Annotated in this window: 18 protein-coding genes; 14 read left to right on the forward strand and 4 right to left on the reverse strand. The window is 73.1% G+C overall.

The genetic code is table 11. The features are described 5' to 3' along the window. The 7 genes from E4A51_RS15125 to E4A51_RS15155 all read left to right on the forward strand — a co-directional run. On the forward strand, window positions 1-512 hold a 512-nt coding region (locus E4A51_RS15125), incomplete at its 5' end, for a S1 RNA-binding domain-containing protein (RefSeq protein ID WP_134852261.1). A gap of 134 nt (window positions 513-646) precedes the next feature. Then, window positions 647-1276, forward strand: coding sequence for a dephospho-CoA kinase (gene coaE, locus E4A51_RS15130; protein WP_070318963.1), 630 nt, complete (start codon window positions 647-649; stop codon window positions 1274-1276). Window positions 1277-1475: 199 nt separating this feature from the next. Continuing rightward, window positions 1476-1925, forward strand: a complete 450-nt coding sequence (locus E4A51_RS15135; protein WP_070318964.1) for a hypothetical protein — start codon at window positions 1476-1478, stop codon at window positions 1923-1925. A 70-nt stretch (window positions 1926-1995) separates the two neighbouring features. Continuing rightward, window positions 1996-4101 carry an excinuclease ABC subunit UvrB gene (gene uvrB / locus E4A51_RS15140; RefSeq protein ID WP_070318965.1) on the forward strand — a complete coding sequence of 702 codons (2106 nt, stop codon included), beginning with the start codon at window positions 1996-1998 and terminating at the stop codon, window positions 4099-4101. A 60-nt stretch (window positions 4102-4161) separates the two neighbouring features. Next, a complete protein-coding gene (locus E4A51_RS15145; RefSeq protein ID WP_134852262.1) occupies window positions 4162-4596 on the forward strand; it encodes a VOC family protein in 435 nt (144 codons plus the stop codon). A 225-nt stretch (window positions 4597-4821) separates the two neighbouring features. Then, a complete protein-coding gene (locus tag E4A51_RS15150; protein ID WP_087508238.1) occupies window positions 4822-5904 on the forward strand; it encodes a TerC family protein in 1083 nt (360 codons plus the stop codon). Then, complete coding sequence (locus tag E4A51_RS15155; RefSeq protein WP_046528477.1) at window positions 5901-6938, forward strand: TerC family protein; 1038 nt, start codon at window positions 5901-5903, stop codon at window positions 6936-6938. The genes E4A51_RS15150 and E4A51_RS15155 overlap by 4 nt, the downstream gene beginning before the upstream one ends. A 48-nt stretch (window positions 6939-6986) precedes the next feature. Here E4A51_RS15155 and E4A51_RS15160 read toward each other — a convergent pair whose 3' ends face one another. Further along, window positions 6987-7277, reverse strand: a complete 291-nt coding sequence (locus E4A51_RS15160) for a YciI family protein (protein WP_070318966.1) — start codon at window positions 7275-7277, stop codon at window positions 6987-6989. Between the two features lie 62 nt (window positions 7278-7339). Between E4A51_RS15160 and E4A51_RS15165 the strand changes: the two genes are divergently transcribed. Beyond that, window positions 7340-8524: an acyl-CoA dehydrogenase family protein gene (locus E4A51_RS15165; protein WP_134852263.1), complete on the forward strand. Its 1185-nt coding sequence runs from the start codon at window positions 7340-7342 to the stop codon at window positions 8522-8524. Window positions 8525-8528: 4 nt separating this feature from the next. On the opposite strand, the gene E4A51_RS15170 is transcribed toward E4A51_RS15165, so the two are convergent. Beyond that, window positions 8529-9245: an MBL fold metallo-hydrolase gene (locus E4A51_RS15170; protein WP_134852264.1), complete on the reverse strand. Its 717-nt coding sequence runs from the start codon at window positions 9243-9245 to the stop codon at window positions 8529-8531. Beyond that, window positions 9242-11128 carry a glycoside hydrolase family 15 protein gene (locus E4A51_RS15175; protein WP_134852265.1) on the reverse strand — a complete coding sequence of 629 codons (1887 nt, stop codon included), beginning with the start codon at window positions 11126-11128 and terminating at the stop codon, window positions 9242-9244. Before E4A51_RS15175 ends, E4A51_RS15170 begins: the two co-directional genes overlap by 4 nt. A gap of 143 nt (window positions 11129-11271) precedes the next feature. On the opposite strand from E4A51_RS15175, the gene uvrA reads away from it, so the two are divergent. Then, a complete protein-coding gene (gene uvrA / locus E4A51_RS15180) occupies window positions 11272-14133 on the forward strand; it encodes an excinuclease ABC subunit UvrA (protein ID WP_134852425.1) in 2862 nt (953 codons plus the stop codon). Window positions 14134-14197: 64 nt separating this feature from the next. Here the strand turns inward: uvrA and E4A51_RS15185 are convergent, their stop codons facing one another. Beyond that, window positions 14198-14698: an OsmC family protein gene (locus E4A51_RS15185; RefSeq protein ID WP_070318968.1), complete on the reverse strand. Its 501-nt coding sequence runs from the start codon at window positions 14696-14698 to the stop codon at window positions 14198-14200. 89 nt (window positions 14699-14787) lie between these two features. Here E4A51_RS15185 and uvrC point away from each other — a divergent pair, with 89 nt between their 5' ends. From uvrC to gap, 5 genes are all read left to right on the forward strand, one after another. After that, window positions 14788-16824 carry an excinuclease ABC subunit UvrC gene (gene uvrC / locus E4A51_RS15190; protein WP_070318969.1) on the forward strand — a complete coding sequence of 679 codons (2037 nt, stop codon included), beginning with the start codon at window positions 14788-14790 and terminating at the stop codon, window positions 16822-16824. Continuing rightward, a complete protein-coding gene (gene rapZ, locus E4A51_RS15195; protein WP_046528471.1) occupies window positions 16821-17762 on the forward strand; it encodes an RNase adapter RapZ in 942 nt (313 codons plus the stop codon). The genes uvrC and rapZ overlap by 4 nt, the downstream gene beginning before the upstream one ends. Further along, window positions 17759-18751 carry a uridine diphosphate-N-acetylglucosamine-binding protein YvcK gene (gene yvcK / locus E4A51_RS15200; RefSeq protein WP_070318970.1) on the forward strand — a complete coding sequence of 331 codons (993 nt, stop codon included), beginning with the start codon at window positions 17759-17761 and terminating at the stop codon, window positions 18749-18751. The genes rapZ and yvcK overlap by 4 nt, the downstream gene beginning before the upstream one ends. 78 nt (window positions 18752-18829) lie before the next feature. Next, window positions 18830-19810 carry a DNA-binding protein WhiA gene (gene whiA, locus E4A51_RS15205; RefSeq protein ID WP_046528469.1) on the forward strand — a complete coding sequence of 327 codons (981 nt, stop codon included), beginning with the start codon at window positions 18830-18832 and terminating at the stop codon, window positions 19808-19810. A 302-nt stretch (window positions 19811-20112) separates the two neighbouring features. Then, window positions 20113-21117, forward strand: coding sequence for a type I glyceraldehyde-3-phosphate dehydrogenase (gene gap / locus E4A51_RS15210; RefSeq protein ID WP_046528468.1), 1005 nt, complete (start codon window positions 20113-20115; stop codon window positions 21115-21117). The last annotated feature ends 133 nt before the right edge of the window (window positions 21118-21250 follow it).

A 21250-nucleotide genomic window follows, 5' to 3' on the forward strand; every position in this document is an offset into this window, starting at 1 on the left:
CGGAGCTGGCCGTGCGCCACGTCGAGATCCCCGAGCAGGTCGTGCAGGTCGGCGACGACGTCTTCGTCAAGGTCATCGACATCGACCTCGAGCGTCGCCGCATCTCGCTGTCGCTCAAGCAGGCGAACGAGGGCTTCGACCCCGAGTCGGAGGACTTCGACCCCGCGCTGTACGGCATGGCGGCCGAGTACGACGAGCAGGGCAACTACAAGTACCCCGAGGGCTTCGACCCGACGACGAACGAGTGGCTCGAGGGCTTCGAGGCCCAGCGCGAGGCGTGGGAGGCCCAGTACGCGGCCGCCCACGAGCGCTGGGAGGCCCACCGCAAGCAGGTCGCCGCGGCGGCCCAGGCGGACCTCGACGCGCAGAACTCGGACACCGGTGCGTCGACGTCCGGCGGTGGCGGCGGGGCGATCCCGTCGACCTACTCGTCCGCGACGGAGGAGGCCACCGGCACCCTCGCGTCCGACGAGGCGCTCGCCGCGCTGCGCGAGAAGCTCACCGGCAACTGACGGACCGCGGGCCCACGCCCGCGCCCGGCACGCCACGACGGCCGGTCACCCCTGGGGTGGCCGGCCGTCGCCGTCCCCGCGGCACGACGGCGGGGCGGGTCGCGCCCGGCGCCCGTGGTGGGCACGATGGGGCGATGCAGCGCATCGGGCTCACGGGAGGCATCGCGGCCGGCAAGTCCGTCGCGGCGCGCAGGTTCGCCGAGCGCGGGGCGGTCGTCGTCGACGCCGACGTGCTCGCGCGCGCGGCCGTCGAACCCGGGACGCCCGGTCTCGACGCCGTCGTCGAGGCGTTCGGCCCGGAGGTGCTCCGGGAGGACGGCACGCTCGACCGACCGGCGCTCGCCCGCGTCGTGTTCTCCGACCCGGACGCGCGGTCCCGGCTCGACGCGATCGTCCACCCGGCGGTCCGGCGGCTCGCGGCCGAGCGCGAGGCGTCCGCCGCCGCGCTCGACCCGGGCGCCGTCGTCGTGCACGACATCCCGTTGCTGGTCGAGACGGGCCAGGCCGGCGACTTCCACGCCGTCGTGGTCGTCCACGCGCCCGCGGTGCTGCGGGTCGAGCGGCTCGTGCGGCTGCGGGGCATGACCCGCGCCGACGCGGAGGCGCGTGTCGCGGCGCAGGCGCGCGACGAGGAGCGCCTGGCGGTCGCCGACGTCGTGCTCGACGGCACGGGCGGCGACGCCGACCTGCGGCGGCAGGTCGACGAGCTGTGGGAGCGGGTCGCGGCCGAGCAGGACGCCGAGCGCGCCGCCGACACGCCCTGACCCCGTCTGCCACACGCTCACGTGGCGGGTGCGGGACGTTCGTCCGCCGATGCGGCGAACCGGCGTCACTCCGACGGGTGAATTGAACGCGTGTCCACGCGAGGAGTACGGTTCGACCGCCGATCACTCGGAGCGGGCGCGACGACGCGTCCGGGGGCCGCTGCGGCGGCCCGTCAGGGGAACAGCAGCCGGAGGAACGATGGCGCTCCAGTCGGTCGGCACGAACGGGTGGGAGGCGCGCCCGCTGCAGTCGAAGGCGTCGCTCTCGGTGGCCACGGGGACGCTCACGGCGACCCAGGTCCTCGATCTGGCGGTGAAAGCCGCCGCGGCGGTCGACGACCCGTCCGGCTGGCTGCGGACGGGGGAGCGCGGGTCGAGCAAGGTCTCGTTCGCCGTCCGCGACATGACGCGCGACGGCACCGAGCCGGTGCTGTTCTTCGACGCCGAGGTCGACCGGGCGGTGGGCCGCGTGACGGTGCGGACGCTCATCACGAGCTACGTGACGCGCTCGTCGGGCGTGAGCGCGCTCCTGCCGGTCTCGAAGCGCAAGGTCGCGGGCTTCTCGACGTACCGCGCGTTCATGGACGGCTACGCGAAGCTGCTCAAGGAGGCGGACCCCGCGGCCTCGGTGTCGTTCAGCGGCACCTGAGACGGGCGGGGCTCCCCGGGCCCGGGAGGCTCGCGCGGTCGTTGTCGGTGCCTCGACGTACGGTGGTCGCATGCGCCCCGTGACCGACCTGCAGCGGACCGTCGCGCCGTTCGAGGTGGTGTCCGAGTACACCCCGAGCGGCGACCAGCCGACCGCGATCGCCGAGCTCGCCGAGCGCGTGCAGGCGGGCGAGAAGGACGTCGTGCTGCTCGGCGCGACCGGCACTGGCAAGTCGGCGACCACCGCGTGGCTCATCGAGCGGCTGCAGCGTCCCACGCTCGTCATGGCGCCCAACAAGACCCTCGCGGCGCAGCTCGCCACGGAGTTCCGTGAGCTGCTGCCGAACAACGCCGTCGAGTACTTCGTCTCGTACTACGACTACTACCAGCCCGAGGCGTACATCGCGCAGACGGACACCTACATCGAGAAGGACTCCTCGATCAACGAGGAGGTCGAGCGGCTGCGGCACTCCGCGACGAGCTCGCTGCTGACGCGCCGTGACGTCGTGGTGGTCGCGACGGTGTCGTGCATCTACGGGCTGGGCACGCCGCAGGAGTACGTCGACCGCATGGTGACCCTCGCGGTCGGCGACCGGATCGACCGCGACCAGCTGCTGCGCCAGTTCGTGACGATGCAGTACTCGCGCAACGACATGGCGTTCACGCGCGGGACGTTCCGCGTGCGCGGCGACACGATCGAGATCATCCCGGTCTACGAGGAGCTCGCGATCCGCATCGAGATGTTCGGCGACGAGATCGAGGCGATCGCGACGCTCCACCCGCTCACGGGCGACATCGTGCGGGACGAGCAGCAGGTCCACGTCTTCCCGGCGACGCACTACGTGGCCGGTCCCGAGCGCATGGAGCGCGCGATCACCGGCATCGAGGCCGAGCTGGCGGAGCGCCTGGCGGACCTCGAGCGGCAGAACAAGCTCCTCGAGGCGCAGCGGCTGCAGATGCGCACGACCTACGACATCGAGATGATGCGGCAGATCGGCTCGTGCTCGGGCATCGAGAACTACTCGCGGCACATCGACGGACGCGCGCCGGGGTCCGCGCCGCACACGCTGATCGACTACTTCCCCGAGGACTTCCTGCTCGTCATCGACGAGTCGCACGTGACCGTGCCCCAGATCGGCGCGATGTACGAGGGCGACCGGTCGCGCAAGCGGGCGCTGGTCGACCACGGGTTCCGGCTGCCGAGCGCGATCGACAACCGCCCGCTGCGGTGGGAGGAGTTCGTCGAGCGCATCGGGCAGACCGTGTACCTGTCGGCGACGCCCGGGGACTACGAGCTGTCGATGGCGGACGGCGTGGTCGAGCAGATCATCCGTCCGACCGGGCTCGTCGACCCCGAGGTCGTCGTCAAGCCCACGAAGGGGCAGATCGACGACCTGCTGGGCGAGATCCGCACGCGCGTCGAGCGCGACGAGCGCGTCCTGGTCACGACGCTGACGAAGAAGATGTCGGAGGACCTCACCGACTACCTCCTGGAGAAGGACGTCCGGGTCCGGTACCTGCACTCCGAGGTCGACACGCTGCGCCGCGTCGAGCTGCTCCGCGAGCTGCGCCTGGGCGAGTACGACGTGCTCGTCGGCATCAACCTGCTGCGGGAGGGCCTCGACCTGCCCGAGGTCTCGCTGGTCGCGATCCTCGACGCCGACAAGGAGGGTTTCCTGCGCTCGGGCAAGTCGCTGATCCAGACGATCGGCCGCGCCGCGCGCAACGTCTCCGGCCAGGTGCACATGTACGCCGACAAGATCACCCCGGCCATGCGGCTCGCGCTCGACGAGACCGACCGTCGCCGCGAGAAGCAGATCGCGTACAACCTCGAGCACGGCATCGACCCGCAGCCGCTGCGCAAGCGCATCGGCGACATCACCGACATGCTCGCGCGCGAGGACGCCGACACCGCCGAGCTGCTCGGCGGCGGCGGCCGGCAGGCGAGCCGCGGCAAGGCGCCCGTGCCCGGGTTCGGGTCGCGCACCGCGCCGCACGACGAACGCACGCGCCTCACCGGCGCGGCGGCGCACGAGCTCGCCGACCTCATCCAGCAGCTCACGGACCAGATGCACGCCGCCGCGGGCGAGCTGCAGTTCGAGCTCGCGGCGCGGTTGCGCGACGAGATCTCCGGGCTGAAGAAGGAGCTGCGGCAGATGCAGGCCGCCACCGCCTGACCGCGCGGCGCCGCCGCACGGCCCGCTCAGCACCCCTCGCTCCGCACCCTTGGAGGATGCATGGACCGCAGGTTGCAGATCGTCGTCGACGCGCACGACCCCCGCGGGCTGGGGGCGTTCTGGGCCGACGTGCTGGGCTACGTCGAGGAGCCGCCGCCGCCGGGGTTCAGCACGTGGGAGGAGACCCTCCAGGGCTGGGGGCTGCCCGAGGACCGCTGGAACGACGCGTACACGATCGTCGACCCCGACGGCGCCGGGCCGCGCCTGTTCCTGCAGAAGGTGCCCGAGGGCAAGGTCGCCAAGAACCGCCTGCACCTCGACGTCGGTCAGCCCGGACGCGCGCGCGGCGAGGAGCCCGACAAGCCCGCCGTCCGTGCGCGGGCAGACGAGCTCGTCGCGCGCGGAGCGACGCACGTGCAGGAGTTCGACGACCCGGCGCAGGGATTCTGGATCGTGCTGCAGGACCCCGAGGGCAACGAGTTCTGCCTGGTCTGACGCGACCCGCCGTCCGGGCGTCCGGCGCGCGGACGCCCGGACGGCGGCTCGCCGGTCCGTCACCTATAGTGGCGCACTGGAGGGGAGTACTCCCCGCGACGTCATCGTCATCACGGTCGCCATCGTTGTCGGCCCGGTGCCGTCGGCCGCGCGTCCGACCCGCAGGGTCCGGCGCTGGCGGAAGAGACCTCCGGTCATCAGCCGTACCCTTCCGGAGGTCGTTTCGTGGATGTTCCTGTCTGGGCGTGGGCCGTCACCGTCGGCGCCATCCTGCTCATGCTCGCCGTCGACTACGTGGGTCACGTGCGCTCGCCGCACGAGCCCACCCTGCGCGAGTCGGCGTGGTGGTCGGCCGGCTACGTCGGCGTCGCGATCCTCTTCGGCTTCCTCGTGTGGGGCGTGTGGGGCGCGACCTACGGCGGTGAGTACTTCGCGGGGTACGTGACCGAGAAGAGCCTGTCCGTCGACAACCTCTTCGTGTTCGTCCTCATCATGGCGAGCTTCCGCGTGCCGCGGCTGTACCAGCAGAAGGTGCTGCTCATCGGCATCACGATCGCGCTCGTGCTGCGCACGGTCTTCATCTTCGTCGGCGCCGCGATGATCGAGAACCTGTCGTGGATCTTCTACATCTTCGGCGCGTTCCTGCTGTACACCGCGTGGACGCAGATCAGGTCGGGCAGCGAGGAGGAGGGCGAGTACCACGAGAACGCGGTGCTCCGCTGGACGCGTCGCGCGTTCCCGACGACCGACGACTACGTCGAGGACAAGATGGTCGTCCGCCGCGACGGCAAGCGGTTCATCACCCCGATGCTCATCGTCATGATCGCGATCGGCACCGCCGACATCATCTTCGCGGTCGACTCGATCCCGGCGATCTTCGGCCTCACGCAGGAGACCTACCTCGTCTTCACGGCCAACGCGTTCTCGCTGCTGGGCCTGCGGCAGCTGTTCTTCCTCATCGACGGGCTGCTCGACAAGCTCGTGTACCTGTCGTACGGCCTGGGCTTCATCCTCGGCTTCATCGGCGTGAAGCTGCTCATCCACGCGCTGCACACCAACGAGGTCGGCTTCATCAACGGCGGCGAGCACGTCACCGCGATCCCCGAGGTCAACACGTGGGTGTCGCTCGGGGTCATCATCGCGACCCTCGTCGTCACGACGGTGCTGTCGTTGCACCGCAACCGCAAGGACGCCGCCGCGTCGGCGGCCGCGCAGGCGTCGTCGCGCGAGGCGCGCCTGGGCGTGCACGCCGACGCCCCCGAGGGGCCCGGCGTCGGGCGTGACGAGATCCGGGACGACCGTCCGTGACCCACGAGCTGCCCGCGGCCTTCCAGGTCGCCTCGCTCGTCGCGGTCGTCGCGATCCTCCTGGTCGACCTCGCCATCGTGCGGCGCCGGCCGCACGTGCCGAGCGTGCGCGAGAGCGTCACGTGGGTGCTCGTGTACGTGGGTCTCGCGCTCGCCTTCGCCGGGCTGCTGTCCGTCGTCGGCGGCGCGGCGCCCGCGGGGGAGTTCGTCGCCGGCTGGTTGACCGAGTACAGCCTGTCGGTCGACAACCTGTTCGTGTTCCTGCTGATCATGTCGAGCTTCGCCGTGCCGCGGGAGCAGCAGCAGCGCGTCCTCATGGTCGGCATCGTCGTGGCCCTCGTGCTGCGCGGCGGGTTCATCCTGGCCGGCGCGGCGCTCATCGAGCGGTACACGTGGGTGTTCTACCTGTTCGGCGCCTTCCTCGTGTGGACGGCCGTGAAGGTCGCCCGCGAGGGCGCGGGCGACGACGACGAGGAGTACAGCGAGAACGCGGTCGTGCGGGTCGTGCGGCGCGTGCTGCCGATGTCCTCGACGTACGACGGCGGGAACCTGCGCACCGAACGGGACGGGCGGCGGGTCTTCACGCCGCTGCTCGTCGTCTTCCTCGCGATCGGCACGACCGACGTGCTGTTCGCCTTCGACTCGATCCCCGCGATCTTCGGGCTCACGCACGACCCGTTCATCGTGTTCACCGCGAACGTCTTCGCGCTGATGGGGCTGCGGCAGCTGTACTTCCTGCTGGGGGGACTGCTCGACACGCTCGTCTACCTGCCCTACGGGCTGGCGGCGGTGCTCGCGTTCATCGGCGGGAAGCTCGTGCTCGAGGCGCTCGCGACGAACACGCTGGGCTTCGTCAACGGCGGCGAGCCCGTGGCGTGGGCGCCCGAGGTGCCGACCTGGCTCTCGCTCGTGGTGATCGCGGGCGCGCTAGGTGCCGCGACGGTCGCGAGCCTCGTGCTGGGCCCGCGACGGTCGGTCGCTGCGCCACCCGCGCAGCACGACGACCCCCCGGCCCCCGGTCGACCGGGCGCCTGACGCGCGCGCGGGGTGGGCGCGTCTCGTGCCCACCCCGGCCGGTCGGTCTCAGACGGTCGTCGCCCACGGGCCGAGCACGACGTCCCACACGCGCACCTCGGTGGCGGCGACGAGCCCCTCGCGCGCGAACGGGTCCTGCGCGAGCAGGAGGCGCAACGCGGCCTCGTCCGTGGCGCGGAACACGAGCAGAGCGCCCGGGTCGCCGTCCGTGAACGGTCCCGAGCCGAGCAGCGCGCCGGCGTCGGCCTGCTGCGCGAGCCACGCGCGGTGCTCGGGACGCACGGTGTCGCGCACGTCGGCGCGCTCGTCGTAGGTGTAGCGGACGGCGAATGTGGTCATGGCGACATCCTGCCCGAGCCGCGCGGCGCGGTGGGCGCGCGCGGCGGTGGCAGAGTGGCGGCATGACCTCGACGACCCCGCCGGCACCGCGGCGGCAGCGCACCCTGCTGACCGACGAGCTGCTCGAGCGCATCCGCTCGCGCGCCGACGCCCACGACCGCGACAACACGTTCCCGCACGACGACCTCGCCGACCTCGTCGCGGCGGGCTACCTCACGGCGTTCGTGCCGGAGCGGCTCGGCGGTGCCGGCCTGACCCTCAAGGAGGTCGCGCGCGAGCAGGTCCGGCTCGCGGGCGCCGCGCCCGCGACGGCCCTCGCGGTGAACATGCACCTCGTGGTGACCGGGCTCGCGGCGCTGCTCGACGCGCACGGCGACGGCTCGGTGGAGTTCGTGCTGCGGGACGCGGCCGCCGGCGAGGTGTTCGCGTTCGGCAACTCCGAGGCAGGCAACGACCTCGTGATGTTCGCGTCGCGCACGCGCGCCGAGCGCCAGGACGACGGTGGCTACCGGTACCACGGCACCAAGATCTTCACGTCGCTGTCGCCCGTGTGGACGCGGCTGGCGACGTTCGGCCTCGACGACTCCGACCCCGACGACCCGCGCCTCGTGCACGGCGTCGTCGCGCGCGAGGACGGCGGCGTGCGGGCCAAGGACGACTGGGACACGCTCGGCATGCGCGCGACGCAGTCCGCGACCACGGTGCTCGAGGGTGCGTACGCACCGGCGGACCGCGTGTACCGGCGGCTGCCCCCGGGCCCGAGCGCCGACCCGTTCGTGTTCGCGCTCTTCGCGGTCTTCGAGACGCTGCTCGCTGCCGTGTACACGGGGATCGGGCGTCGCGCGCTCGAGGTGGGCGTCGCGCACGCGCGCCGCCGCACCTCGATGAAGAACGGCGGGCGCAGCTACGCGCAGGACCCCGACATCCGGTGGCGGGTCGCGGACGCCGCGCTCGCGCAGGACGGCGCCGAGCTGCAGCTGTTCGCGCTCGCGCGCGACGTCGACGAGCGGGTCGACCACGGCGCACGGTGGTTCGCGCAGCTCGTGGGACTCAAGGTGCGGGCCACCGAGACCGCTCGCGTGGTCGTCGACCACGCGCTGCGGGTGTCGGGCGGCGGCGCCTACTTCACGGGCAGCGAGCTCGCGCGCCTGTACCGCGACGTGCTCGCCGGCATCTACCACCCCTCTGACGACGAGTCCGCGCACGCGACCGTCGCGGCGTCGGTGCTGGGGCCGCTCGAGGGCTGACCGCTCACCAGCCGCGTGCCGCCCAGGCGGCCAGATGCGGACGCTCGGCACCGAGCGTCGTGTCGTCGCCGTGCCCGGGGTAGACCCAGGTGTCGTCGCGGAACCGGTCGAACACGCGTGCCGTGACGTCGCCCAGCAGCGCCGCGAACCGCGCGGGGTCGCCGCCGGTCGCGCCGACGCCGCCGGGGAACAGCGAGTCGCCCGTGAACAGGTGCACGCGCCCCGGCACGGCGCCCGGCGCCGCGGCGTCCGCGGGCTCGGTCAGCGCGAGCGCGACCGACCCCGGGGTGTGCCCGCGCAGCGCGACGACCTCGACCACGAGGTCGCCGACCGCGACCGTGTCGCCGTGCCGCAGACGCGTGGTCACCGGGTGGTCGGTCGCGGCGGCGATCGCGTCCGCGTCGTCCACCCCGGCCGCGACGTGCGCGCCGGTCACCGCCACCACCGACGTCAGCGCACCGACGTGGTCGTGGTGGCGGTGCGTGACGACGACGACGTCGAGCCGCGCCGACGGCGAGCCCTCGCGCACGAGCGCGAGCAGCCGGTCCGGGTCGGCGGGTGCGTCGACGAGCAGCTGCGCGCCCGTGCGGCGGCACGTCAGCAGGTAGGCCGCGTTGTCCGTCGGGCCGACGGCGACCTTGCGGATCTCCGCGCCGTCGAGCACGCGCACGTCGGTCGCGCCGCCGACGTGCACCCGCCCCGTGTAGCCCGGTCCCGTCATCGTGCCTCCACCGAGGTGCCGTCGTCCGCCGCGTCGGCCGCGGCGGCTGCCCGGCACGCGACGTCGTGGCTGTGGGCCGCGCGCACGAGCGCGAGGTGGGACAGCGCCTGCGGCACGTTGCCGACCATGCGCCGCGCCCGCGGGTCGTACTGCTCCGCGAGCAGCCCCACGTCGTTCGCGAGCGGCACCAGCGCGTCGAGCACCCGGGTCGACCCGGCGACGTCGCCCGCGCGCGCGAGCGCGTCCGCGAGCCAGAACGAGCACGCGAGGAACGGCGCCTCGTCGCCCTCCAGGCCGTCGTCGGTCCGCTCGGCGCGGTAGCGCAGCAGCAGCCCCGGCGCGACCTCGAGCTCGTCGCGCACCCGTGCGACCGTCGCGAGGACGCGCGGGTCGTCCGCGGGCAGGAAGCCGACCTGCACCATCTGCAGCAGGGACGCGTCGGTGTGCGTCGCTCCGTAGTGCTGCACGAAGCTGCCGACCTCGTCGGACCAGCCGTGCGCCAGCACGTCGGCGCGGATCTCGTCGCGCGCGGTGCGCCACCGGTCCAGCGGCGCGGGCAGCCCGTGGTCCTCCGCGCCGCGGATCGACCGGTCGAGCGCCGCCCAGGCCATGATCTTCGAGTGCGTGAAGTGGCGTGGCTCGCCGCGGACCTCCCAGATGCCGCGGTCCGGCTCGCGCCAGCCGCGGACCAGGTCGTCGACGAGCCGACGCTGCAGCGACCACGAGTCGGCGGTCTCGGCCAGGCCCGCGTCGCGCGCCATTGCGAGGGCCGACATCACCTCGCCCAGCACGTCGTGCTGCACCTGGTCGACCGCGCCGTTGCCGAGCCGCACCGGCCGCGACCCGGCGTAGCCCGGCAGGTGGTCGAGGTGCGTCTCGGGGAGCCGGCGCCCCCCGTCCAGGCGGTACATGATCTGCAGGTCGCGCGGGTCCCCGGCCACGGCCCGCTCGAGCCAGTCCCGCCACTGCGTGGCCTCGTCGCGGAACCCCTGCTCCAGCAGCGCCTCGAGCGTGAGCGCCGCGTCGCGCAGCCAGCAGTACCGGTAGTCCCAGTTGCGCTCGCCGCCGAACGTCTCGGGCAGCGAGGTCGTCGGCGCGGCGACGATGCCGCCCGTCGTCACGTCGGTCAGCATCCGCAGGACCAGCAGCGAGCGGACGACGGCCTCGCCGTACGGGCCGTCGTACGTGCAGTCCCGCGCCCACAGGCCCCACGCGATCACGGTCTCGTCGAGCCGGTCCGGCACCGTGAGCCGCGACGGGACGGGCTGCCACGAGTGCACCCACGTGAGGGACAGCTCGACGCTCTCGCCCGCGCGCAGCGTGAAGCGGTCGCGGTGCCGGTGGTCGACGGCGCGGGGGAGCCGGTCGCCGCGCAGGACCAGCGAGTCGGGCCCCGCGATCGCGCGGATCGCGTCGTTCCCGTCGGCGTCGCGCTCGTGCCGGACCCACGGCTGGATGCCGCCGTAGCCGAACCGCACGACCCACTCGTGCTCGACCTCGACCTCGCCGTGCGTGCACTCGACGCGCCGCACGACGTCGCTGCGGCCGTCGCCGAGCGGCATGGCGTCCGTCGCGACGGCCGTGCCGGTCGGCGTGACGTACGTCGTGTCGAGCACGAACGAGTCGCCACGGTACGTCCGCGTCACGGACGTCGCGTCGCGCACCGTCAGGAGCCAGCGCCCGTGGTCGGGCGTGCCGAGCAGCGCCGCGAAGCACGCGTCGGAGTCGAAGCGCGGCAGGCACAGCCAGTCGAGGGACCCCCCGCGCGAGACGAGGGCGGCGGTGTGGCCGTCTCCGAGGACCGCGTAGTCCTCGATGGGGACCTGGCAGCCGAGCAGGTCGGGGTGCCGCCGGGACGCGTCGGGGCTGGTCGTGGGCTCCATCGTGACCAGCATGGACCGGACGGGCGTCGCTCGCGCGCGCTGCGGCGCGGGCGTGCGCGTGCGGCCGACGGGGCGCGCGTCACGTCGAACACGTGTGCGATTGTCGGAGGGCGGTCGTAGACTGCACGGCTGTGACGCAACCTCTGTCCGACCGTCTCGTGGTCCGCGGCGCCCGGGAGCACAACCTCCGCAACGTCGACCTCGACCTGCCTCGCGACGCCATGATCGCGTTCACCGGCCTGTCCGGCTCCGGCAAGTCGTCGCTCGCGTTCGACACGATCTTCGCCGAGGGCCAGCGCCGCTACGTCGAGTCCCTGTCGGCGTACGCGCGGCAGTTCCTCGGGCAGATGGACAAGCCCGACGTCGACTTCATCGAGGGCCTGTCGCCCGCCGTGTCGATCGACCAGAAGTCGACGAACCGCAACCCGCGGTCGACCGTCGGCACCATCACCGAGGTCTACGACTACCTGCGCCTGCTGTTCGCGCGCGCCGGCACGCAGCACTGCCCGGTCTGCGGCGAGCGCGTCCAGGCGCAGACGCCGCAGCAGATCGTGGACCGCCTGCTCGAGCTGCCCGAGGGCACGCGCTACCAGGTGCTGGCGCCCGTCGTCCGCGGCCGCAAGGGCGAGTACGCCGACCTGTTCCGCGAGCTGCAGGGCAAGGGCTTCGCGCGCGCCCGCGTCGACGGCGAGGTCGTCCAGCTCGCGTCGCCGCCCACGCTCGAGAAGAAGCTCAAGCACGACATCGAGGTCGTCGTCGACCGGCTCGTGTCGCGCGAGGGCGTGCAGCGTCGCCTCACCGACTCGGTCGAGACCGCCCTCGGGCTCGCGGGCGGCCTGCTGGCCGTCGAGCTCGTCGACGCCGACGCGGACGACCCGCAGCGCGAGCGCCGCTTCTCCGAGCACCGCTCGTGCCCGAACGACCACGTCCTCACGCTCGACGAGATCGAGCCCCGCACGTTCTCGTTCAACGCGCCCTACGGCGCGTGCCCCGAGTGCACCGGCATCGGCTCGCGGCTCGAGGTCGACCCCGACCTCATCGTCCCGGACGACGAGCTGTCGCTCGCCCAGGGCGCGGTCGCGCCGTGGGCGCAGACGTCCTCGGAGTACTTCCAGCGCGTCCTGACGGCCCTCGCGGACGACCTGGGCTTCTCGATGGACACGCCCTGGCGTGCGCTGCCGAAGCGCGCCCGCGACGCCGTCCTGCACGGGCAGAACCACGAGGTGCACGTGCGCTACCGCAACCGGTGGGGGCGCGAGCGGCAGTACTCGACGGGGTTCGAGGGCGTCATCACGTTCCTCGAGCGGCGCCACTCCGAGACCGAGTCGGAGTGGAGCAAGGAGAAGTACGAGGCGTTCATGCGCGAGGTCCCGTGCCCCGCGTGCGACGGCGCCCGCCTCAAGCCCGAGGTGCTCGCGGTCAAGGTCGGCGGCCGCTCCATCGCCGACGTCTGCTCGCTGCCCATCGACGAGGCGCGCGACTTCATCGACGGCCTCGAGCTCGGCGAGCGCGAGCGCGCGATCGCCGCGCAGGTCGTCAAGGAGATCCAGGCGCGGCTCGGGTTCCTGCTCGACGTCGGCCTGGACTACCTGTCGCTCATGCGCCCCGCCGGCACGCTCTCGGGCGGCGAGGCGCAGCGGATCCGGCTCGCGACGCAGATCGGCTCGGGCCTCGTCGGCGTGCTGTACGTGCTCGACGAGCCGTCCATCGGGCTGCACCAGCGTGACAACCGCCGCCTCATCGAGACGCTCACGCGGCTGCGCGACCTCGGCAACACGCTCATCGTCGTCGAGCACGACGAGGACACCATCCGCACCGCCGACTGGATCGTCGACATCGGCCCCGGCGCGGGCGAGCACGGCGGTCGCGTCGTGCACTCGGGCGACCTCGAGGGCCTGCTCGCGTCGCAGGAGTCCGTCACGGGCGCCTACCTCTCGGGGCGGCGCTCGATCCCCATGCCCGCGACGCGGCGCCCCGTGGACCGCTCGCGGCAGGTCACGGTGGTCGGCGCGCGCGAGAACAACCTGCGCGGCATCGACGTGTCGTTCCCGCTCGGCGTGCTCACGGCCGTCACCGGGGTGTCGGGCTCGGGCAAGTCGACGCTCGTGAACTCGATCCTCTACACGGTCATGGCGAACGAGCTCAACGGGGCCCGGCAGGTCGCCGGGCGTCACAAGCGCGTGACGGGTCTGGACCAGCTCGACAAGGTCGTGCACGTCGACCAGGGGCCGATCGGCCGGACGCCGCGCTCCAACCCCGCGACGTACACGGGCGTGTGGGACCACGTGCGACGGCTGTTCGCCGAGACGTCGGAGGCCAAGGTCCGCGGGTACACGCCGGGCCGGTTCTCGTTCAACGTCAAGGGCGGGCGCTGCGAGGCGTGCTCGGGCGACGGCACGCTCAAGATCGAGATGAACTTCCTGCCCGACGTCTACGTGCCGTGCGAGGTCTGCCACGGCGCGCGGTACAACCGCGAGACGCTCGAGGTGCACTTCAAGGGCAAGACGGTCGCCGACGTGCTCGAGATGCCCATCGAGGAGGCCGCCGAGTTCTTCGCCGCGGTGCCGGCGATCTCCCGGCACCTGCGCACCCTGGTCGACGTCGGCCTCGGGTACGTGCGCCTCGGCCAGCCCGCACCGACGCTCTCGGGCGGCGAGGCGCAGCGCGTCAAGCTCGCGTCCGAGCTCCAGCGCAGGTCGACGGGACGCACCATCTACGTGCTCGACGAGCCCACCACGGGTCTGCACTTCGAGGACATCCGCAAGTTGCTCGGCGTGCTGCAGTCGCTCGTCGACAAGGGCAACACCGTGCTCGTCATCGAGCACAACCTCGACGTGATCAAGAACGCCGACTGGGTCGTCGACATGGGCCCCGAGGGCGGGTCGGGCGGTGGCACCGTCGTGGCGCAGGGCACGCCCGAGCACGTCGCGTCCGTGCCGCAGAGCCACACCGGCCGGTTCCTCGCCGAGGTTCTTGAGCCCGAGCGCGTCGAGGTGAGCGCCTGACGCCCTGACGCGTCGCTCGGGGCGGGTGCCGGGTCGCGCGACCCCGCACCCGCCGCAAGGCGTCTCAGGCGGTGACGACCACGGGCGCCGGCTCGTGGCGCACCGTGAAGTTGACCGACCGTGCGATGAAGCAGTGCTCGTGCGCGCGGCGGTGCACGTCCGCCAGCAGCGCGTCGTCCACGGCGCGGCCGTCGGACGCGGTGCCGCCACGGACCGTCACGCGCGGCCGCAGCACGACCTCGGTGAACTGGCCCTGCCCCTGGCTCTCGATGCGCATGGTGCCCGAGGCCGCGTCCTCGTACCCGACCACGACGACGCCCGCGCTCGCCGCGAGGTGCAGGAACCACAGCATGTGGCACTGCGCGAGCGCGCCGACGAGCAGGTCCTCGGGCGACCAGCGGTCCGCGTCGCCACGGAAGTGCGGGTCCGACGTGCCGAGCAGGGCGGGCTTGCCGCCCGCCGTCAGCGCGTGGTCGCGGCCGTAGGACGTGTAGGTCGCGGTCCCCGCCTCACCCGCGCCGGTCCACGTGAGGTCCACCGAGTACTGGTGCAGCAGCTGTGCCATGCACCGACCCTAGTGGTGCACGTCACACGTGCGCCCCGCGGTGGCCGCGTGGCGAGGCCGTGTCGGTGCCGCGAACTAGGCTCGGACGCATGGCCGATCCCGCGACCTACCGTCCCGCGCCGGGGGAGATCCCCGACGCCCCCGGCGTGTACCGGTTCCGCGACGAGCACGGCCGCGTCGTCTACGTGGGCAAGGCCAAGAGCCTGCGCAACCGCCTGAACAGCTACTTCCAGGACCTCGCCGGGCTGCACCCGCGCACGCAGCAGATGGTCACGACCGCGGCCTCGGTGCAGTGGACGGTCGTCGGCACCGAGGTCGAGGCGCTCGCGCTCGAGTACTCGTGGATCAAGGAGTTCGACCCGCGGTTCAACGTCAAGTACCGCGACGACAAGTCCTACCCGTACCTCGCGGTCACGATGGCGGACGAGGTGCCGCGCGTGCAGGTCATGCGCGGCGCGAAGCGGCGCGGCACGCGCTACTTCGGGCCGTACGCGCACGCGTGGGCGATCCGCGAGACGGTCGACCTCCTGCTGCGCGTGTTCCCGGTGCGGACGTGCTCGGCGGGCGTCTTCAAGCGCGCGAAGCAGCAGGGCCGGCCGTGCCTCCTGGGCTACATCGACAAGTGCTCGGCTCCGTGCGTCGGGCGGATCGGCGTCGACGAGCACCACCAGCTCGCGCAGGACTTCTGCGACTTCATGGCGGGCGACACCGCGCGCTTCACGCGCCGCCTCACCGCGCGCATGAAGGAGGCGGCCGCCGAGCTCGACTTCGAACGTGCCGCGCGGCTGCGTGACGACATCGCGACGCTCGAGAAGGCGACCGAGCGCAACGCGGTCGTGCTGTCCGACGGCACCGACGCGGACCTCTTCGCGATGGCCGGCGACGAGCTCGAGGCGGCCGTCCAGGTCTTCCACGTGCGTGACGGCCGCATCCGCGGGCAGCGCGGCTGGGTCGTCGAGAAGGTCGAGGACCTCGACGACGCCGCGCTCGTCGAGCACCTGCTGCAGCAGGTGTACGGCGGCGAGGACGCCGGCACGGCGCCCGGCGCGGTCCCGCGCGAGGTGCTCGTGCCGGTCCTGCCCGCCAACCTCGACGAGGTGCAGGCCTGGCTCAGCGGCCTGCGCGGCAGCCGCGTGAGCGTGCGCGTGCCGCAGCGGGGCGACAAGCGCGAGCTCGCGGCGACCGTGCTGCGCAACGCCGAGCACGCGCTCGCGCTGCACCGCACGCGCCGCGCGGGCGACCTCACGACCCGCAGCCAGGCGCTGCGCGAGATCCAGGAGGCGCTCGACCTGCCGAGCGCGCCGCTGCGCATCGAGTGCTACGACGTGTCGCACAACCAGGGCACGTACCAGTCCGCGTCGATGGTGGTGTTCGAGGACGGGCTCGCGCGCAAGAGCGAGTACCGGCTTTTCTCGGTGCGCGGCCCCGAGGGCCAGGGCGCACGCGACGACACGGCGGCGATGCACGAGGTCATCACGCGCCGCTTCCGCCGCTACCTCGCCGAGCGCGCCGAGTCCCACGACCTCGACCTCGGTGACGCCGACGACGAGGACGCGCCGCGCAGCGGCCCGGTCGACGAGCGCACGGGCCGCCCGGCCCGGTTTGCCTACCCGCCCAACCTCGTCGTCGTGGACGGCGGGCCGCCGCAGGTCGCGGCAGCGGCGGCCGCGATGGCCGAGCTGGGCATCGACGACGTCGCGCTGTGCGGCCTGGCCAAGCGGCTCGAGGAGGTGTGGGTGCCGGGGGAGGAGTACCCGGTCATCCTGCAGCGCAGCTCCGAGGGCCTCTACCTGCTGCAGCGCGTGCGCGACGAGGCCCACCGGTTCGCCATCACGGCCCACCGCAAGCGCCGCAGCAAGGGCATGACGGCGTCGGCGCTCGACGACGTGCCGGGCCTCGGCCCGGCGCGCAAGGCCGCGCTGCTGCGGCACTTCGGCTCGGTCAAGCGGCTGCGCGCCGCGTCCGCCGAGGAGATCGCGACGGTGCCGGGCATGGGCGCGCGCACGGCGGAGGCCGTCGTGGCCGCGCTCGCGCCGGCCGCCGAGCCGGGTGCGGCAGGCGTCGGCGTCACGCCCGGCGGGTCCGACGAGGCAGCCGCGGCGTCGCCTGGCACGATGGGGACATGAGCGAGCCGTCGCCGATCACCGTGCCGGCGGGCATCCCCGCCCTCGAGGCCGCGACCGTGGCCCCCGTCCTCGAGCTGCCGCAGGTCCTGGTCATCACCGGGATGTCGGGCGCGGGGCGCACGCGCGCCGCGGCCGTGCTGGAGGACCTCGGCTGGTACGTCGTCGACAACCTGCCGGCGCAGATGCTCACGCACCTCGTCGGCATGCTGACCAGCGGTCCGGTCAGCGGCCCCGCGCAGCGGCTCGCGGCCGTCATCGACGTGCGCGGCCGCGAGTACTTCGCCGCGCTCACGGGCGTCCTCGACGACCTGCAGAGCCGCGGCGTCGAGCTGCGCGTGCTGTTCCTCGACGCGTCCGACGAGGTGCTCGTGCGGCGCTTCGAGCAGGTGCGGCGTCCGCACCCGCTGCAGGGCGACGGCCGGATCCTCGACGGCATCGCGCACGAGCGCACGCTCCTGTCGGACCTGCGCGAGCGCGCCGACACCGTGATCGACACGTCCGACCTCAACGTGCACGACCTCGCCCGCCTCGTCCGGGCGGGCGTCTCGGGCCCGTCGGAGGACGTGCTGCACGTGTCGGTCCTGTCGTTCGGCTTCAAGTACGGCATCCCGCTCGACGCCGACCACGTCGTCGACGTGCGTTTCCTGTCCAACCCGTACTGGATCACCGAGCTGCGGCACCTGTCGGGCCGCGACGCGCCCGTGCGCGACTACGTCCTCGGGCTGCCGGGCGCCGTGACGTTCGTCGACCGCTACGTCGACGCGCTCGAGCCCGTGCTCGACGGCTACCTGCACGAGGAGAAGCGGTACGCGACCATCGCCGTGGGCTGCACGGGCGGCAAGCACCGCTCGGTCGCCATCAGCGAGGCCATCGCCGCGCGCCTGCGCGAGCGCGGGCACCGCGTGCAGGTCACGGCGCGCGACCTGGGCAAGGAGTGAGCGCGCCGCACGCGAGCCGGTTCGGCGACCCGTCGCGTCCGGCGGTCGTCGCGCTCGGCGGCGGCCACGGGCTCTCGGCGTCGTTGTCGGCGCTGCGGCTCATGACCGACCGCATCACCGCCGTCGTCACGGTCGCGGACGACGGCGGGTCGTCCGGCCGGCTGCGCGAGGAGCTGGGGGTGCTGCCACCGGGCGACCTGCGCATGGCGCTGTCCGCGCTGTGCGACGACTCCGAGTGGGGGCGCACCTGGCGGGACCTGCTCCAGCACCGGTTCTCGTCCGACGGGCCGCTGGACCGGCACTCGGTGGGCAACCTGCTGATCGTCGCGCTGTGGGAGCTGTTCGGGGACACCGTCGAGGGCCTGGACCTCGTCGGTCGCCTGCTGGGCGCGCGCGGCCGGGTGCTGCCGATGGCGTCCGTGCCGCTGCGGATCGAGGCCGACGTCGTCGGGCCGGCGGGGGAGCGCGACGTCGTGCGGGGCCAGACCCACGTGGCCACGACCGGGTGGCGCATCGCCCAGCTGCGGCTCGACCCCGTCGACCCGCCGGCGTGCCCCGAGGCGGTCGACGCGGTGCGCGAGGCCGACTGGGTCGTCCTGGGGCCCGGCTCCTGGTACACGTCGGTGCTGCCGCACCTGCTCGTGCCCGCGCTGCGCGCGGCGCTGCTCGAGACGACCGCGCGCGTCGTCGTGGTGCTCAACCTCACCCCCGACGACGAGACCGCGGGCATGCGCGCGGTGGACCACCTCGCGGTGCTGCGCGCGCACGCGCCCGAGCTGCCCGTGCACGCCGTGGTGGCCGACCCGGCGTCGGTCGAGGACGTCGACGAGCTCGCGGACCTCTGCGCGACGATGGGGGCGCAGCTGCTGGTCCGGCAGGTGCGGCGCGGCGACCAGAGCGCCGTGCACGACCCGCTGCGCCTCGCGGCGGCGCTGCGGGACGTCGTGGAGGACTACCTGGGCGACGTCGGGACGCGCACGGGACGGTGACGCACGCCCGGGCGGACCGGCCGAGATCGGGTCACGAGACGGTCACGACCACGGCCCGCTCGGTGGCAGGATTGCGGCATGGCGCTCACGGCACAGGTGAAGGACGAGCTCGCCCGGCTCAAGGTGGACAAGACCTCGTGCCGCAAGGCGGAGATCTCGGCGACCCTGCGGTTCGCGGGTGGTCTGCACATCATCTCCGGCCGGATCGTCATCGAGGCCGAGCTCGACACCGGGATCGCCGCGCGCCGCCTGCGGCAGGCGATCGCCGAGGTGTACGGGCACGAGAGCGACATCATCGTGGTGTCCGGCGGCGGGCTGCGCCGCGGCAGCCGGTACGTCGTGCGGGTCGTGAAGGACGGCGAGTCGCTCGCGCGGCAGACGGGTCTGCTCGACAACCGGGGGCGCCCCGTGCGCGGGCTGCCGCCGCAGGTCGTGTCCGCGGGCGTCGGCGAGGCCGAGGCCGCCTGGCGCGGCGCGTTCCTCGCGCACGGCTCGCTCACCGAGCCGGGTCGGTCGTCGTCGCTCGAGGTGACCTGCCCCGGGCCGGAGGCGGCGCTCGCGCTGGTCGGCGCGGCGCGGCGGCTGGGCGTGGCCGCGAAGGCGCGGGACGTGCGCGGCGTCGACCGCGTCGTGATCCGCGACGGCGACGCGATCGGCGCGATGCTCACGCGGCTGGGCGCGCACGACACGATGCTGGTGTGGGAGGAGCGTCGCGTGCGGCGCGAGGTGCGCGGCACGGCGAACCGGCTCGCGAACTTCGACGACGCGAACCTGCGGCGCTCGGCGCGGGCCGCGGTGGCCGCCGGCGCACGCGTCGAGCGGGCGTTCGAGATCCTCGGCGAGGACCTGCCCGAGCACCTGCGCCAGGCGGGCGAGCTGCGCCTCGCGCACAAGGAGGCGTCGCTCGAGGAGCTCGGCAAGCTCGCCGAGCCCGCGCTGACCAAGGACGCCGTCGCCGGGCGGATCCGGCGCCTGCTGGCGACCGCCGACCGGCGCGCGGCCGAGCTCGGGATCCCCGACACCGAGGCGGGCCTGAGCCCGGACCTGCTCGACCTGTGACGTCACGGACGGCCGCGGTGCCGGTCGCCGCCGGACGGCCACGCGCGAGGTCGCTCGACGACCGGCCGCGACGCGGTCGGCGGATGGTCCAGCATGCGAACACGTCGGAGGGTGGACCTTCGTCTTGGGCGTGACCTGGGCCACCGGGTATAGGCTCGGGTCATCCGATCGCAACGAGGACGCAACACGCTGGGCAACGTCCGGCGGGTGCGGACCGTGGCGGTCGGGACGCACAGCGGCGTGCGTGACCGAACACCAACTGTGTGCGCCGGCATGAGCACGGCGCGTGCCGAGGAGGGCAAGTGACCATCAAGGTCGGCATCAACGGCTTCGGCCGCATCGGGCGCAACTTCTACCGCGCCATCGTGGCCTCGGGGGCCGACATCGAGATCGTCGGCGTCAACGACCTGACGGACAACCACACCCTGGCCCACCTGCTCAAGTACGACACGGTCCTGGGCCGCTTCCCGCTGAGCGTGGACTACGACGACGAGAACATCATCGTCGACGGCAAGAAGATCCGCGCCCTCGCCGAGCGCAACCCGGCCGACCTGCCCTGGGCGGAGCTCGGCGCGGACATCGTCATCGAGTCGACCGGCTTCTTCACGGACGCCACCAAGGCGAAGGCGCACATCGACGCCGGCGCCAAGAAGGTCATCATCTCGGCCCCGGCCAAGAACGAGGACGGCACGTTCGTCGTCGGCGTGAACCACACGGACTACGACCCGGCCACGCAGCACATCATCTCGAACGCGTCCTGCACCACGAACTGCCTCGCCCCCGTGGCCAAGGCGCTCAACGACGCGATCGGCATCGAGCGTGGTCTCATGACCACGATCCACGCCTACACGGGCGACCAGAACCTGCAGGACGGCCCGCACCGCGACCTGCGTCGCGCCCGCGCCGCCGCGCAGAACATCGTCCCGACGACGACCGGTGCGGCCAAGGCCGTGGCGCTCGTCCTGCCCGAGCTCAAGGGCAAGCTCGACGGCTTCGCGCTCCGCGTGCCGACGATCACCGGCTCGGCCACCGACCTGACCTTCACCGCCTCGCGCGAGGTCACGGTCGAGGAGGTCAACGCCGCGGTCAAGGCCGCCGCCGAGGGTCCGCTCAAGGGCACGCTCGAGTACACCGAGGACGAGATCGTCTCCTCGGACATCGTGACGAACCCGCACCAGAGCATCTTCGACGCGAAGCTCACCAAGGTGATCGGCGACCAGGTCAAGATCATCGCCTGGTACGACAACGAGTGGGGCTACTCGAGCAGCCTCGTCAAGCTGACGGAGTACGTGGGCGCGCGTCTCTGACGCTCGCACCGTAGGCAGTCCATGCGTCCGCGTGCGCCGAGGCCACCCGGCCCGGTGCACGCGGACGCTGCCGTGTCCGGGGCTCGACGCCCCACGGCCGTGCCCCCGCACCGCGGGGGAGTCCGAGCCGCCG

The sequence above is a fragment of the Cellulomonas sp. HD19AZ1 genome, from assembly GCF_004535805.1.
GTDB lineage: Bacteria > Actinomycetota > Actinomycetes > Actinomycetales > Cellulomonadaceae > Cellulomonas > Cellulomonas iranensis.